Raw genomic sequence first — 15282 nt, forward strand, 5'->3', positions numbered from 1 at the left:
TCCGAGAACTTCCGGTGGGTTCGGTCGCTGTCCACCATCGAGGAAAGCATCATTCCGATCTGACCCCAATCAGTCGGGGATGCCTCGACACCAAGGCACTGCTCCGCGCGCCCAGCCCCAGCCGGATCCGCAGTACGACGCAACAGTCATCTATGCCACGACTAAGTACGCGATGGAGCAATTCGCAACTAAAATGATTCCCATGACTTCTCCGTTCTCCGACCCACTCCCTGACCGGGGACCGGCAGCAGAAAAAGCGATACTTGACCCACTGATCGAGGATGTGGAAAAAGAATTCTCCACGATGGTCATCATGGCGCGCCAAGCCATCCGCAAGCGCGCAGCTGCCGTGCATCCCGAGCTGCAGCCCTTGGGCTACAAGGTGCTGTCTCTGCTGGTGCGCGAGCACGCCCGGCAGCAGATCATCTTGGCAGAAGAGCTGCAAGTGGACAAGGCCACAATGAGCAGGATGATCAAGTGGCTTGAAGCCAAGGGATTGGTGACCCGTCAGCCGGATCCGGCTGACGGAAGGGCCATGCTGGTCAGCATCACCGATGCTGCACGCGCAGGCGTCGTTGAATCGAGTGCGGCCTCGCGCCAGCTGCTGAGGAACCGGCTGAATTCCTGGGAACCGGAAGAAATCAAGCGCTTTGCTGATCTACTTTCGAAGCTCAACGCCAACGACGCCTCCCGACGCCAGGGATAGCCCCGCCAACCCGAAGTCCGCGGCGGTCCGGCTTTTAGTGATTTCCAGGAGTTCGAAGTCCCATATTAAGGGATCCTCCTCGAGGGGCTTCACTTCAGCCAGCCGTTCGGGCCGAAAATCCCCGAACCGGCAGCGATGCAGATCCTTCGAGCAAACCCATCGTCATTCCCGAAATATTCGTTGCACCGGCTAAAATTGATGGCAGGTCAGTTGCTTCTTCGAACATTTTGCTGATTCGTTGTGAAGAAATGTTAAGGGCAGGCTTTGCGCCAACACCTTTGCTTCGGCAACACTCGTAGACAGAATCACGAGTTCCCGCCACTCACGACCCTGGTCGGCGGGACCGCAACCCTCTTCGTCATAGCGGGGTGCGCCAGGTGACGATTCGACGCCGCCTAACCGGGCCGGCGTAAGTATGGCGTTGTGCAAGGCCCCGCGCCAAACACGAAAGGATCGAACTTCCATGTCCGAAACCCTGATCGAAGAAACCCTGGAATCCGTTCGCGCTGAAAAGCTCACTGCCGCCGGCACTGCCTGGGGCGAACGAATCACTGCCAACACCGCAAGCGCAGCACTGACCTTCAAGGCCAGCGGTACGTCCACCGGATCGGTATCCAGCGAAATCACCGCGGGCAAGCACCGCTTCATCGTCGACGAGCCCGAGGCACTGGCCGGAGACGATGTGGCCGCCAGCCCCGTCGAGTTCGCCCTCGGCGCGCTGATTTCCTGCCAGGTCGTGGTCTACCGCCTGTACGCGCATCAGCTCGGCATCAAGATCGATTCCCTGGACATCAACGCCGATGCAGATCTGGACGTACGCGGCCTGTTCGGCATCGAGAAGTCCGTCCGCCCCGGTTTCGGCGAGGTCCGCCTCACCGTGAAGATCGATGGGCCGGAGACGCGTGAGCGCTACGAAAAGCTTCAGGCGGCAGTCGATGAGCACTGCCCGGTCCTGGACGTCTTCACCAATCCGACGCCGGTGAGCGTCGAACTGGTGACCGCCGACTAGCACCAGCAGGAACCTGCCGTGGGCCGGTGCCGTTCGAGGGGAACGGCACCGGCCCACGGCTTTCCTATTTTCTGACAGGTGAGCGTTCCCCTATCCCTTGATCGAAGTGATTTCGTTGGGAACCTCGGGCAGGGTCACCGTGCGCGCCACTTTTCCGGTTTTCAGGTCCACGAGGTGCAGGGCCTTGGTGGCCGGTTCGGTGATGTATGCGGTGTCCCCCGCTACGTGGATGCTCGGACGTGGCTGTTGCCAGTCAAGCGGTTCCTGCCAGGGGCCGACAACGTCGACGGATGTCTTCTCCTTGCCGGACTTCACGTCGTAGATGTGCAGCTTGCCGTCGGTCCCCAGCACCAGCGCGTCGCCATCGGCACTGCGAGCCAGGGACCTAAAGGAGTAGCTGTAATCGATGTCCACCAGCTCCATGGAGTTGGTCGCGGTGTCGGTCAGTGAGAACACCTTGGGGCGTTCGAGTTCGGCGTCCTGGTCCTTTTTGTAGTCGCCGAGCACGACGCTCGAGGCTTCGGAGCCGGCTTGGTTCCCGATCCGGCCGTAGGCATCGGGCGAATCGACCTTGGAGACTTTTTCGTCCTTGATGACCAGGATGCCATCCTCGCAGCCGACCACCACGGCCTGGTCCGTGGCGACCGCCTCGCCGTGGATTCCTGGGCACTGGTTCGACTCGGCCACCGTGGTGCGCCGGTGTTGCGCATTGGGTGCCGAAAGCAGCTTGACGGTGTTACGCGTTTCCTCGTTTCCGTTGGTCACCAGCAGCTTCCCCTCCGAGACCGGGACTGCCACCCCATGGTGGGCCTCGGGCAACGCCACCACCTCAGTTGCAGGCAGCGCCGCATTGTCCAGCTTGTCCGATGCAAAGATGCTGATCATTCCGGTGGCATCATCAAAGAGTGCGGTGCTTCCGGCGTGCACCACCGCGTGCCCGGGCTTCTGGGCAGGGAATACCAGATCAGTCAGCACGGGAACGCTGCGATAGTGGTGGGCGTGATCGCCGTGCGCCTCGGACCATGCTCCTGCGTCAAAGATCCGGAATCCCCCGGCGGTGGAGACCAGCGCTCTCCGTCCGTCGCCTGCGGGATTGACCCGGTTGAAGCCGGGTAGCGCGTGCTCGGAGACGACCCCACCATCGCGGGCATCCACCACCAGCAGACCTCCCTCATAGGTCAGCACCAGACGCGGCGTCGCGGCGCCGGCCTCTGACACCACCGGGACGCTAGGGATGGGCGCAGACCCGGACGCTGCCGGGACGGAACTATTCGAGGCGCATCCGGCCATCAGCGTTCCGGCGGCCAGGACTGCCAGAGCGGGCAGGCCCATGCGCCAGCGGCGCATGGAGGATCGAGCGGGCGGATTGCGGGTGTTGGCAGTTTCTTTTGTGAGCATGACGATAACACTAAGTTAAATGAGAATCATTCGCAACAGCAGACAAGGCTCCTCGTCGCCCCTGCTCCTACCAACTCCGCGGGAAGCGTTCTCCCCGGGTGCACCGCCCCACCGCCCGCCCGGACAGTTTGGGTGAAACGTCAAATATCCCTTTCACTTGGCGTCGTCGCTCGGTAGTATCGAGCCCACGTGTCGCCGGCAGGTTGCATCGGCCCGGCAAACGCCACTGATCACTTGCTTGAGGGAGAACAACGTGTCCAAGAAAATTCACCTGCGGCGCAATGCCCTGGTCGCGGCCGCAGCATTGACGCTGATGGCTTCCACGGCCCTCGGAGCGCCAGCCACCGCCGCACCGAATCCTAATGCCCCGGGGCAATCCAACAAGAACCAAAACCAGCCCACCACCACCATTGAACTGGTCGGCATCAACGACTTCCACGGACGCATCGAAGCCAACGGCGCCGAGGCCGGGGCCGCGGTGCTGGCCGGGGCAGTTAAGGAGTACAAGAGCAAAAACCGCAACACGCTTTTCGTCTCGGCCGGTGACAACATCGGCGCGTCCACCTTCACCTCCTTCTCACAGCAGGACAACCCGACCATCGACGCGCTCAAGGCCGCGGGACTCGACGCCTCTGCGGTGGGCAACCACGAATTCGACGGTGGATTCGATGACCTACTCAATCGCGTGATCCCACGCTATGGCGACGGAAACGCCGAGGCTGGCGCTGACTATGCACTCGGAGCCAACGTGTATGCCAAAGGGACCAAGACCCCTGCGCTGAAGGAATACACGCTGAAGAAGCTCAATGGGGTCACCGTCGGGCTGATTGGCACCGTAACCGACCAAACCGCCTCGCTTGTCACCCCCGCCGGTATCTCGGGCCTCGACTTCGGAGACCAGCTCGAGGCGGCAAACCGCGTCGCGGCACAATTGAGCGACGGCAAGAAGTCCAACGGCGAGGCCGATGTGATTGTGCTGCTGACCCACGAGGGCTCATCCACCAGCGATTGCGCAGCCATTGGGGCCGAGGACACCTCTTACGGGGACCTGATCCGCGGTGCCACCGGGAAAATCGACGCGATTATCTCCGGCCACACCCATGTGGGCTACTCCTGTTCCTACCCGGTGGACGGCTGGGCCGCGGGACTGGAACGCCCGGTGATGCAAGCGCACCAGTACGGAACCACGCTGGACACCCTGAAAATATCGGTAGCCAAGAAGCACAAGAAGATTGTGGGTCTTGAAGGAGGGCTCGTCTCGCTGACCACCATTGCCTCGGATGGGACCACGGTGCCGCGCTTTACACCCGTACCCAAGGTGGCCACGATCGTCGAGGCCGCGCTCGCCCAGGCCGAGGTCGTGGGCGCAGAAGAAATCGGGGCCATCAGCGCCGACATCACCCGCGGAGGAACCAACGGCTCCGACCGCGGCGTCGAGTCCACGCTGGGAAACCTGGTGGCAGACATGCATCTGTGGGCGACCTCCAACGAAGACTTCGGTGGAGCCCCCACGCAGATCGCTTTCATGAATCCCGGCGGCCTGCGTGCCGACCTGCTCTTTGGCACCGATGGCACCGTGACGTACAAGGACGCTGCCTCGGTCCAACCCTTCGGGAACACGCTGTTCACCATGGACCTGACCGGTGCACAAATCAAGGCGGTACTCGAGGAACAGTGGCAACCCGAAGGCTCCAGTCGGTCCAAGCTGCACCTGGGCATCTCCGAGGGCTTCACGTATACCTATGATCCGGACGCCGCACGCGGGGCGCACATCACCTCAATGAGCTATCAGGATGAGCCCATCGCCGAGGAAACGGTGTTCCACATTGTCACCAACTCGTTCCTTGCCGCCGGGGGCGATAACTTCTTCACCTTCGCCGAGGGAACCAACGTCGCAGACTCGGGCCAGATCGATCTGGTCGCCGGCATCGAATACTTCCAGTCACACACCTTGGTGGATCCCGCACCGCTCGGCCGGGCGCAGATCGACCAGTAACGCCGCACTAAATAAGCGGCCTTCAGGTTCCTCCGAACCCGAAGGCCGCTTATTTAGTGCCCCAGGTCAATCGTCCCCACAGACATTCCCTCGCACCTCGTCGCGGGTACATCGCGGCCCCGGCTCCGATTCCTTTTTTATGACAGCTTGGCGTCATAATAGGACTGTTGCAAATTTCCACCATTGGCGTCGTTTCCCGGGACCAGGGCCGTTCGGCCCGTCACCGACGACGCACCAGAGTCCACCAGACTCCAGGTCAATGACTGCGGCATGGTCTTGATCCAGTTAGAACACCCGCCGGGAAGCCATCTGTGCATCAGCAACGCTGTGTCTTGGGACACGCAAGAGTAAGGCCACTCGATCCATCATCTGTGGCTCACGACCCCGGATTCGCGCCCCCGCACCACCTGCGCTATGCCACCCCGATCCCCAAAGAACCTGCCCGCAACGGGCCTTGGCCGCACGGGGCGGACGGTAGCAATACAGCATCGCCGGCCACCGGCGCAAGGAGCGGGTCGGTACCTGTGACCCGGGTCGCATCAAGGCCCCTGGGTGGTGTTGCGTGACACCCATGAGCAGAACTTCCGTAGAACCCCAACCCGCTGCAATGGCGCATCGGGCGGCCTCCCAAACCGCCAAAACCGGAGCGGGCACCAAGCCGCCCGACAACGAACTCAAGCGCGGGCTCAGCGGACGCCACCTGCAGATGATCGCCATCGGCGGGGCCATCGGAACCGGGCTATTTGTAGCCTCGGGCGGCACGATTTCGCAGGCCGGCCCCGGTGGAGCACTGGTCGCCTACGCACTGGTCGGCCTGATGGTGTTCCTGCTGATGCAGTCCCTGGGCGAGATGGCTGCCAAGATCCCCGTCGCCGGATCCTTCCAGACCTTCGCCACCCGCTTCGTCTCGCCCTCCTTCGGATTCGCGATCGGCTGGAACTACTGGTTCAACTGGGCCATCACGGTGGCCGCCGAACTGGTCGCCGCAGGGATCATCATGGACTTCTGGTTCCCTTCAGTGCCCGGCTGGGTCTGGGCCGGGGTATTCCTGGTTGTGCTCACCGCGCTGAACGCACTCTCAGCCAAGTCCTTCGGCGAGTCCGAGTTTTGGCTCTCGCTGATCAAGGTCGCGGCAGTGGTGCTGTTCCTGATCGCCGGGGTGCTGATGATCTTCGGCATCCTCGGGGACAATTCCCCGGGAATGAGCAATTGGCAGAACCGTGAGGATGTGTTCCACGGCGGTTGGATTTCGATCATTTCGGTGTTCATGATCGCCGGGTTCTCCTTCCAGGGCACGGAGCTGGTCGGCGTTGCAGCTGGCGAAGCCAAGAACCCGAGGCGCGAGGTGCCCCGGGCCATCCGCTCGGTCTTTTGGCGCATCAAGATCTTCTACATCGGCGCCATCTTCATCATTGGCTGCCTGGTTCCCTTTACCGACCCGAGCTTGCTGGCCTCCGGCGAAGCCGACGTCGCGGCTTCCCCGTTCACCCTGGTCTTTTCACGGGCGGGCATCGCTTTTGCCGCCGCCCTGATGAACGCCGTCATCCTCACCGCGATCCTGTCCGCGGGAAACTCCGGGCTCTATGCCTCAACGCGCATGCTTTATTCCATGGCCCACGACGGCAAAGCGCCGAAGATCTTCGGCCGCACCAACTCGCGTGGCGTACCGATCCCGGCACTGCTGGCCACCGCCGCGGTGGGACTCTTCGGCTTCCTCTCGGCCATCGTCGGCCAGGGCGCCGCCTATGCCTGGCTGCTGAATGTTTCGGGCCTGTGCGGCTTCATTGTCTGGGCGGGTATCGCCGTGTCGCACTACCGCTTCCGGAGAGGTTTCCTGGCCCAAGGCAACACTGTCGATGACCTGCCATACCGCGCCTCGTTCTTCCCCATCGGCCCGCTGCTGGCCTTCGCGGTGTTGATCCTAGTGATTGCCGGGCAGAACTATGAGGCGGTGCTGGCCGGACGGGGCATGGAGGTGCTCTCCTCCTACATTGGCCTACCGATTTTCCTGGGCCTGTGGCTCATCCACCGACTCGTCACCAAGTCCAAGGTGGTCCCGCTATTGGAGATGGATCTCTCCGCCCCGGCGGACATCGAGGACGAACTCGCCGACCAGCAACGCTGAGCCGCGTTGCCGGCGCCCTATCCCACGCGTTGGGGTGTGGTGCGTCGGTAGCCGCTGGCAGCAAGGCCCAGGCACAGCTGGATGCCGGCCACCACGATTAGCAGCACCAGTGGCACGCTCCAGCCGCCGGTGACCGCGTACAGCAGTCCCATGCCGAAGGGGCCGATGGTGGCCACCAGATACCCGACGGACTGGGCCAGGGTACTCATCGCGGTGGTTTCCTCGGGCGTCTCGCCGCTGTGGGAGATCACCAGCAGTACCAACGGGAAGATTGAAAATCCGATGCCCAGCGTGATAGCGCACAGCCAGGCCAGGGACAGCGGTAGCACCAGCATTCCCACCAGTCCGGCGGCAACCGCCACCGAACACATGGTGAAGGCCCCGCGCAGCATCCCGTGCCTGTTGACCAGCCATAGCGAGAACATCGTCGCGGGGATCGTCACCGCCTGCATCACCCCCAGCATGAAGCCGGCATCGGTGGCATTCATCGAACGCGATATCAGGATGCTGGGCATCCAGCTCATCATGGAATATGCCATCAGTGATTGGACCGTGAACAGCCCGGTGATGACCATCCCGCGTTTGGTCTTGATCAGCGCCAGCGGATTGATGCTGGCAGGCTTCGGGCCGGTGTCTTCTCCGGAACGTGCCATGAGCAAAAACGGCAGGAATGCCAAGGCCGCGGCAAACGCCAGGAAACTCCAGGTGGCCAGCCCGATCGTCGGGGATCCCGCGGCCAGGGCCAGCGGGACGCTCAGTGCCGAGGCCGCTGTGGCACCCACCGACATGGTGATCGTATACAGGCCTGTCATCAACGAAATCCGGTCGGCGAAATTCTGCCGGATAAATGAGGGCATCGCCACGTTGCACAGGGCGATGCCGCACATCGCCGCGACGGTTCCGGCCAGCAACGCCCAGGTGGTGGGCAGCCCGCGCAGCGCCAATCCTGCGCCCAGCACCACCAGGGCCAGCAGCATGGTTCCGCCCAGTCCCAGACGCCGGGCTATCCACGCCGTGGACATGCCGGCCACGGCAAAGACCAGGGTGGGGATGGAGGGCAGCAGAGCGGCCACCAGCGGCCCGTAGCCCAAGAACTCCTGCAGGTCCACGAACAGCGGCGAAGCACTGGTGATCCCTGCCCGCAGGTTCATGCCCACCAGCACCACCGCCAGGATCGAGAGCACCATGAATCCACGCGGAAGTGGACGCGGTGGTGGCAGGGGAATCTCAGGGTGGGACATGATCACAGGTTACGGTGTCCCTTGTCTATGGAGCTAATGGCCTCTTCACGACCGGTAACCCTGCCCGGGAGCCCAGCGCACAACTGCGCCATGCCACCTTTATCATGGGAAAAGACCCCGAGTTTTGGAACGGGGCGCTCCTCCGAAAAGGATGTATTTGCATGTTGCTGCTCACCATGATTTTCGGAGGATTGGCCGCCGCCATTCATATTTACATCTTTGTCTTGGAATCGGCGGCCTGGGACCGTGCTTCCACACGCAAGGCCTTCGGGATCCGTTCCGATGCCGAGGCCGCCGCCACTAGGCCGTTGGCCTTCAACCAGGGTTTTTACAACCTATTTCTGGCGATCTTGGTGGGGCTGGGCATGGTCCTCTTTTTGGCGGGAAGCTCCGTGGCCGGGGCGACGCTGTTCTTTGCCGGGACCGGATCGATGTGTGCCGCCGCTCTGGTGCTGCTGTTTTCCTCGCCCCAGCTGGCCCGGGCCGCCTTCACCCAACTGGCGGCCCCCGCTGTGGGAATCATTTTGGGCTTATTCGCCTTGACCTCTTGATGAGGGGCGTTGTCCTTCGAGACGTCAGGAGTACACCACATATGTCAGATTCCATGAGTACAGAAATCCGATTGGCCAGCCGTCCCACGGGCTGGCCGACACCAGACAACTTTGAAACAGCAGTCATCTCCTTGCCGGAGCTGGCCGAGGGCGAGGTGCGAGTCGCCAACGAATTCCTCTCCGTGGATCCCTATATGCGCGGACGCATGAATGATGCCAAGTCCTACGCTGAGCCCTATGCGCTCGGCGAGGTCATGACCGGCGCGGCGGTGGGCCGCGTCATCGAGTCGCGGACCGCGGAGATCTCCGTGGGAGACGCGGTGCTTCACCACTTGGGTTGGCGTTCGGTCTCCCAGGGACCTGCCGCATCATTCCGCGTGGTCCAGGACATCTCCGGGGTGCCGTTGTCGGCCTACTTGGGAATCCTGGGCATGACGGCCTACACCGCGTATGTCGGTCTGCTGGAAATCGCCGGCCTGAAGGAAGGCGACAACGTCTTCGTCTCCGGTGCGGCCGGGGCAGTGGGCAGCGCCGCCGGGCAGATCGCCCGCCTCAAGGGAGCCTCCCGGGTCATCGGCTCCGCGGGTACCGCCGAGAAGGTCGAACAGCTGAAGGGTAAGTACGGCTTTGCTGCGGCGTTCAACTACAAGGACGCCCCGGTGCGCGAACAACTACGCGCGGCGGCACCGGAGGGCATCGATGTGTACTTCGACAATGTCGGCGGCGAGCACCTCGAGGCAGCACTGGATGTCTTCAACCGTGGCGGACGGGCGGCACTGTGCGGGGCGATTTCTTCCTACAACTCCACCGAGGCACCGGTGGGTCCGCGGAACATGGCCAACATGATTACCCAAGGGCTCAGCTTGAAGGGTTTCACCGTCGGGTTCTACCCGGAGCTGCACGAGGCCTTCATCAATGACATGTCCCGGTGGTTGGATTCCGGCGAGATCGTTTTCGAGGAAACGGTCATCGAGGGGCTGGAAAACTCCGTCCATGGTTTCTTGGAACTGATGCGCGGTGCCAACACCGGAAAAATGGTTATCAAACTCTAACCAGTGGCGTGCAGGGGGCCTAGAGCTGTCGCGATTCGGTGTAGAACCATTCGATATGTTCGCGCAGCAGCGTGGCCGCCGATGCCCCGTCGCCGGCAGCGACCGCCTGGTGGATCGAATGGTGCTGGGTGCGAAGCACCTGGGAAATATTCTGCCAGGCGTCGTCGCTGGTCACCGATTCGCTGACGTAATCGCTGATCGACAGCCGCAGGGATTCCATCATGGCTTCGATCACCGCGTTGCCGGCCAGCGAGGAGAGCAGCACGTGGAATTGCGCATCGAGGTCGTGGAATTCTTCGCGGTCCAGCCCGGGATCGTCCATGGTCGTGAGCAGGTCTGCGGTTTGGCGCAGCACCGTATCGCTGCGCACCGGATCGCTGGATAGGTCCGCCGAGCTCGCGGCCCAGGTCTCCAGCAGGATGCGGGACTCGACGATGTCGGCGACAGATAGCTGGCGCGATGCCACATGCAGTCGCAGGGTCGCCGAGAGCCCGATGGCAGGCTCTGAGATGACCACGGCGCCGGAGTTTGGTCCTGATCCGGCGGAGGTGCGCACCATGCCCATGGCGTCCAGGATGCGGATGGCGTCTCTGACCGAGGCCCGGGAGATGCCGTGGGTTTCAGCCAGGGCTCGCTCCCCGGGCAGTTGGTCACCGATCTTGATCTTGCCGGAGCGCAGGTCGGTTTCGATGCTTTTGAGCACCGTTTCATAGGCCCGCACCGGCTGCGGTGCATTCCGTGCTTTGCTGTTCAATGCTTTGCTTCCCCATGGTCAATGTTCATGTTTGGCCTGTGGCCACACAACGAATCAATCAATCCTAATGGGTGGCGGCCCGGCCCGCGGCCCCGTTTGGGGCAAGGAATCCTTGCCCCCTCACGGGGCCGCCTATCCACCAACGGCTTGAGCCGACGCCGGGTCCGGGCTACGGGGTCGGCAGCATCCAGCCCAGGATCGGAGTGGACTGCAGGTACACCAGCACGCAGAGCACCAGCAGCATGCTCACCGACCAGCCGGCGACCTTCTTCAAGATGACCGATTCCTTGCCTTCCATGCCCACCGCGGTGGCAGCGATGGCCAGGTTCTGCGGGGAGATCAGCTTGCCGACCACGCCGCCGGAGGTGTTGGCGGCAACCAACAGGTTGGGGTCGATGCCGGCGTTGAGGCCGGCAGTCTGCTGCAGCTTGGCGAACAAGGCGTTGGACGAGGTGTCCGAGCCGGTGACTGCGGTGCCGAGCCAACCCAGGATCGGGGACAGGAAGGCGAAGAACGCGCCGGTTCCGGCCAGCCAGGTACCGATGGTGATGGTTTGTCCCGACAGGTTCATGACGTAGGCCAGGGCCAAAACCGAGAGGATCGTGGTGGCTGCCCAGCGCATGTTGTAGATGGTGCGCCCGATTTCCAGGACGGCATCCGAGACCTTGATCTTGTATTTTCCGCCCGCGTCGTTGAGCGAGTAGACGATGGCCACGATGAGGCCGGTGATGAGCAGCAAGGTGCCAGGGTTCGAGAGCCACTGGAAGTTGTAGATCGTCGAAGAAACCGGGTTGCCCTCGCCGTCAAGCACGTGTCCGTAGAGCATCGGCCACTTGATCTTCACGTCGGTGGCGGCCAAGGCACCGGGGATGCTCACACCCAGCTTCCACAGCTTGGCAACGCCGAAGATGACGATGACCAGCAGGTAGGGGAAGAGCGCCAGGAAGGTCGGGCCGAGGCGCAGCTTGCGGTCGGAGGCGTCGTAGCCGGAGCCGGCCTGCGAAGCACCGTTCGCGCCGGTGCCGGCGGCACCCTGTGCGGCCTCGCCCACCAGGACGCGGGCGCGGGCTTCTTCGCGGCCCTTGGGGGTCCAGAAGCGCAGGAAGATGACTGCGGCACCCAGGCCGGCCAACGAGGCAACGATGTCGGTGAGTTCGTAGGAGAAGTAGGTGGCGCAGAAGAATTGGGCGACGGCGAAGGATCCGCCGATGACCAGGGCGGCCGGCCAGACTTCCTTGACGCCGCGTTTGCCGTCGAGGATGAACAGCAACAGGGTCGGGACGAAGATCGCCAGCAGTGGTGCCTGGTGTCCGACCATGGCGCCGATGTGGTTGGCGTCCAACCCGGTCAGTCCGGCGGCGGTGGTGATCGGGATGGCGACCGCGCCGAAAGCGACGGGGGCGGTATTGGCCACCAGGACCGCGGCCGCTGCACGCAGCGGCGCCATGCCCAGGGCCAGGAGCATGGTGGCGGTGATGGCCACGGGAGCCCCGAAGCCGGCCAGTGCCTCAAGCAGGCCACCGAAGCAGAAGGCGATCAGGATGGATTGGATGCGCACATCCCCGCCGCCGATCACGTCGAAGACGCGGCGCAGGTCCTCGAACCGTCCGGAGATGACCGTGACCTGATAGAGCCAGATCGCCATGATGACGATCCAGACCACGGGGAAGGCGCCGAATACCGCACCAAGTACTCCCGACATCAGGGTCATGCCGACCGGCATCTTGAATACGAAGATCGCCACCAGGATGGCAACCAGCAATGAAACCAGGCCGGAGACGTGCGCCTTGGCCTTGACCACGGCCAGCATGATGAAGAACGTCAACAGCGGCAGCAGGGAAATGAGGGCCGAAAGCGCAATGCTTCCGGCCAACGGTTCGGTGGATGGTGTGAATGTGTCCACTGGGCGTCCTTCGCGTGGGAGGTAGAGCGCGGATAAAGGGTGTGCGGTGGACGCCCTTAGACATCCGTGGTCGGACCACTATGGTCCGACCACACCAGCATAACCTAAGATCCGATCGCATGGTGAGTGGAGTCACAACTTATTTTTTGCGGAGCACATTCGCTGGACGTGGGCCCGATCACGCCATAGTATGGTCAGACCACATCAATTCCTCGGCTGAGCACGCCGGAAGGATCACTGAATGAAAATCGCACTTTTCGCCACCTGCATCGTTGATGCCATGTACCCGAGCACCGCACGTGCCACGGTCAAGATTCTCGAACGACTGGGCCACGAGGTCATCTTCCCCTCCGGGCAGGCCTGCTGCGGACAGATGCACATCAACTCCGGCTACATGGACGAGGCCCTTCCCGTGGTTGCCAACCACGTGCGGGCCTTTGAAGCCGAAACCTACGATGTGGCGGTGGCTCCCTCGGGATCCTGCGTGGCATCGGTCAGACACCAGCACCCGGTCCTGGCCGAACGCTGCGGCGATGCTGCCTTGAAGGCCCGCGCCGAGGCCGTGGGCGCCAAAACCTACGAACTGTCCCAGCTTTTGGTCGATGTCCTGGGCATCACCAACGCCGCCGAACAACTCGGCTCGCATTTCGCACACAAGGTCACCTACCACCCCTCCTGCCACGGCATGCGCTCGCTGAACCTGGGCGACCGCCAACTCGACCTGCTCAGGAGTGTCGGCGGCATCGAGGTCGCCGACCTTCCCGAGGCCGACCAATGCTGCGGATTCGGCGGCACGTTCGCGCTGAAGAACGCCGATGTTTCCACGGCCATGCTCGAGGACAAGGCGAAAAACATCGAGTCCACCGGAGCCTCGCTGTGCTCCGGCGGGGACGCCTCCTGCCTGATGCATATCGGCGGCGGGCTTTCGCGCACCAATTCGGACACCACCACGTTGCATTTTGCCGAAATTCTGGCCAGCACCATCGACGAACCGGTCTCCGTGACCGGTGAGGTCCTCGTAGGAAAGGCGGGCGTGCGATGAGCAACGTCTTCATGGGAATGCCAACGCTTCCGGTCTTCGGCGACGGCAACCTGCACATCGATGAACCGTTCCCGGACGCTGCCCACCGCGAACTGGGCAACACCCAGATGCGCGCGAATCTGCGCCACGCCACCCACACGATCCGCGACAAGCGTCTGAAGGTCGTGGGCGAGTTGCCCGACTGGGAAGAGCTGCGCGACGCCGGAGCGGCCATCAAGAACCAGGTCATGGCCGACCTTCCCGCGATGCTCGAAGAATTCGAAAAGAACTTCACCGCCCGCGGCGGGGTGATCCATTGGGCGCGCGACTCCCACGAGGCGAACAAAATCGTCGCCGACCTCATCCGCGAGCAGGACACGGACGAGGTCGTCAAGGTCAAGTCCATGGCCACCCAGGAGATCGGACTCAATGAGTACCTCGAGGAGCAGGGAATCTCGGCCTTCGAAACCGACCTGGCCGAGCTGATCGTCCAGCTGGGCCACGACAAACCCAGCCACATCCTGGTCCCGGCCATCCACAAGAACCGCACCGAAGTCCGCGACATCTTCCTGGCCGAGATGCCGAACGTGGACCCGAACCTCACCGATGATCCGCGATTGCTGGCCATGGCCGCCCGCGAGCACCTGCGCCGCAAGTTCCTTACCGCAAAGGTCGCAATCTCCGGCGCCAACTTCGCGCTGGCCGATTCCGGCACCCTGGCCGTGGTCGAGTCGGAGGGCAACGGACGGATGTGCCTGACGCTGCCCGAAACCCTGATCACCGTGATGGGCATCGAAAAGCTGCTGCCCACCAAGGACGACCTCGAGGTCTTCATGCAGCTGCTGCCGCGATCCTCCACCGGGGAGCGGATGAACCCGTATACCTCGCTGTGGACCGGCGTCACCGAGGGCGACGGACCGCAAAACGTGCACCTGGTCATTCTGGACAACGGACGCACCGCAGCCCTGGCCGACAAGTACGGACGCACCGCTCTGAACTGCATCCGCTGCTCCGCCTGCATGAACGTCTGCCCGGTCTACGAGCGCACCGGCGGCCACGCCTACGGCTCCACCTACCCGGGACCGATCGGCGCCATCCTCACCCCGCTGCTCACCGGCATCAAGAGTGAGGAAAACAGCTCGCTGCCCTACGCGTCCACACTCTGCGGCGCCTGCTATGACGCTTGCCCGGTGAAGATCAATATCCCCGAAATCCTCGTGCACCTGCGCGGAGAAGACGTGGATTCCAAGCGCGAAGAAAAGAAGCTTCCCTCGCAAATGGATTTGATGATGAAGGGCGGACAATGGGCGTTTTCCTCGGGCAAGCACCTGGGCCTGCTGGAAAAGGCGCTGCCCTTGGGCAAGCTCGCTGCCGGTCGAGACAAGAAGATCAAACGCCTTCCGGGCATTGCCGCAGGCTGGACCCAGTCCCGTGACATTCCGGCTCCCCCGGCGCAGTCCTTCCGCGACTGGTGGAAGAAGGACCATGAACCGGTAGCCCCCACCCCTGACCAGGAGAAGTAAGAC

The 15282-nt window shown here is 62.8% G+C and carries 12 protein-coding genes and 1 riboswitch; of the genes, 8 read left to right on the forward strand and 4 right to left on the reverse strand.

From position 1 onward, the window contains the following. Nucleotides 1-79 precede the first annotated feature (79 nt). Both ADIAG_RS20890 and ADIAG_RS10485 read left to right on the forward strand, forming a co-directional pair. A complete protein-coding gene (locus ADIAG_RS20890) occupies nt 80-706 on the forward strand; it encodes a MarR family winged helix-turn-helix transcriptional regulator (protein WP_007271331.1) in 627 nt (208 codons plus the stop codon). A gap of 303 nt (nt 707-1009) precedes the next feature. Next, nucleotides 1010-1128, forward strand: a riboswitch (SAM riboswitch). Nucleotides 1129-1169: 41 nt separating this feature from the next. Beyond that, the gene (locus tag ADIAG_RS10485; protein ID WP_007271332.1) at nt 1170-1715 is read left to right on the forward strand and encodes an OsmC family protein; all 546 of its coding nucleotides are present in this window, start codon (nt 1170-1172) and stop codon (nt 1713-1715) included. 90 nt (nt 1716-1805) lie between these two features. On the opposite strand, the gene aztD is transcribed toward ADIAG_RS10485, so the two are convergent. Continuing rightward, nucleotides 1806-3113: a zinc metallochaperone AztD gene (gene aztD / locus ADIAG_RS10490; protein WP_235045883.1), complete on the reverse strand. Its 1308-nt coding sequence runs from the start codon at nt 3111-3113 to the stop codon at nt 1806-1808. Between the two features lie 253 nt (nt 3114-3366). Between aztD and ADIAG_RS10495 the strand changes: the two genes are divergently transcribed. Further along, nucleotides 3367-5109: a bifunctional metallophosphatase/5'-nucleotidase gene (locus tag ADIAG_RS10495; protein ID WP_007271334.1), complete on the forward strand. Its 1743-nt coding sequence runs from the start codon at nt 3367-3369 to the stop codon at nt 5107-5109. Between the two features lie 607 nt (nt 5110-5716). After that, nucleotides 5717-7234: an amino acid permease gene (locus tag ADIAG_RS10500; protein ID WP_007271335.1), complete on the forward strand. Its 1518-nt coding sequence runs from the start codon at nt 5717-5719 to the stop codon at nt 7232-7234. Nucleotides 7235-7251: 17 nt separating this feature from the next. On the opposite strand, the gene ADIAG_RS10505 is transcribed toward ADIAG_RS10500, so the two are convergent. Continuing rightward, nucleotides 7252-8421, reverse strand: a complete 1170-nt coding sequence (locus ADIAG_RS10505) for an MFS transporter (RefSeq protein ID WP_007271336.1) — start codon at nt 8419-8421, stop codon at nt 7252-7254. Between the two features lie 215 nt (nt 8422-8636). Here ADIAG_RS10505 and ADIAG_RS10510 point away from each other — a divergent pair, with 215 nt between their 5' ends. Both ADIAG_RS10510 and ADIAG_RS10515 read left to right on the forward strand, forming a co-directional pair. Next, a complete protein-coding gene (locus tag ADIAG_RS10510) occupies nt 8637-9026 on the forward strand; it encodes a DUF1304 domain-containing protein (RefSeq protein ID WP_007271337.1) in 390 nt (129 codons plus the stop codon). Between the two features lie 41 nt (nt 9027-9067). Continuing rightward, entirely contained in the window at nt 9068-10078 is a 1011-nt protein-coding gene (locus ADIAG_RS10515) for an NADP-dependent oxidoreductase (RefSeq protein WP_007271338.1), read from the forward strand. Nucleotides 10079-10097: 19 nt separating this feature from the next. Here the strand turns inward: ADIAG_RS10515 and ADIAG_RS10520 are convergent, their stop codons facing one another. Then, on the reverse strand, nt 10098-10832 hold the full coding sequence (locus ADIAG_RS10520; RefSeq protein ID WP_235045884.1) for a FadR/GntR family transcriptional regulator: 735 nt from the start codon (nt 10830-10832) through the stop codon (nt 10098-10100). Nucleotides 10833-11001: 169 nt separating this feature from the next. Then, a complete protein-coding gene (locus ADIAG_RS10525) occupies nt 11002-12735 on the reverse strand; it encodes an L-lactate permease (RefSeq protein ID WP_007271340.1) in 1734 nt (577 codons plus the stop codon). A gap of 241 nt (nt 12736-12976) precedes the next feature. Here ADIAG_RS10525 and ADIAG_RS10530 point away from each other — a divergent pair, with 241 nt between their 5' ends. Both ADIAG_RS10530 and ADIAG_RS10535 read left to right on the forward strand, forming a co-directional pair. Then, nucleotides 12977-13777, forward strand: coding sequence for a (Fe-S)-binding protein (locus ADIAG_RS10530; protein WP_007271341.1), 801 nt, complete (start codon nt 12977-12979; stop codon nt 13775-13777). Further along, on the forward strand, nt 13774-15279 hold the full coding sequence (locus ADIAG_RS10535; protein WP_007271342.1) for a LutB/LldF family L-lactate oxidation iron-sulfur protein: 1506 nt from the start codon (nt 13774-13776) through the stop codon (nt 15277-15279). The genes ADIAG_RS10530 and ADIAG_RS10535 overlap by 4 nt, the downstream gene beginning before the upstream one ends. The last annotated feature ends 3 nt before the right edge of the window (nt 15280-15282 follow it).

This window comes from Paeniglutamicibacter gangotriensis Lz1y, assembly GCF_000348945.1.
GTDB lineage: Bacteria > Actinomycetota > Actinomycetes > Actinomycetales > Micrococcaceae > Paeniglutamicibacter > Paeniglutamicibacter gangotriensis.

Coding starts and splice junctions, on each gene's coding strand:
- ADIAG_RS10515 (WP_007271338.1), top strand. CDS start 9,068: ATGTCAGATTCCATGAGTACAGAAATCCGATTGGCCAGCCGTCCCACG.
- ADIAG_RS10485 (WP_007271332.1), top strand. CDS start 1,170: ATGTCCGAAACCCTGATCGAAGAAACCCTGGAATCCGTTCGCGCTGAA.
- ADIAG_RS10500 (WP_007271335.1), top strand. CDS start 5,717: ATGGCGCATCGGGCGGCCTCCCAAACCGCCAAAACCGGAGCGGGCACC.
- aztD (WP_235045883.1), bottom strand. CDS start 3,113: ATGCTCACAAAAGAAACTGCCAACACCCGCAATCCGCCCGCTCGATCC.
- ADIAG_RS10530 (WP_007271341.1), top strand. CDS start 12,977: ATGAAAATCGCACTTTTCGCCACCTGCATCGTTGATGCCATGTACCCG.
- ADIAG_RS10505 (WP_007271336.1), bottom strand. CDS start 8,421: ATGGTGCTCTCGATCCTGGCGGTGGTGCTGGTGGGCATGAACCTGCGG.
- ADIAG_RS10510 (WP_007271337.1), top strand. CDS start 8,637: ATGTTGCTGCTCACCATGATTTTCGGAGGATTGGCCGCCGCCATTCAT.
- ADIAG_RS10535 (WP_007271342.1), top strand. CDS start 13,774: ATGAGCAACGTCTTCATGGGAATGCCAACGCTTCCGGTCTTCGGCGAC.
- ADIAG_RS20890 (WP_007271331.1), top strand. CDS start 80: ATGCCTCGACACCAAGGCACTGCTCCGCGCGCCCAGCCCCAGCCGGAT.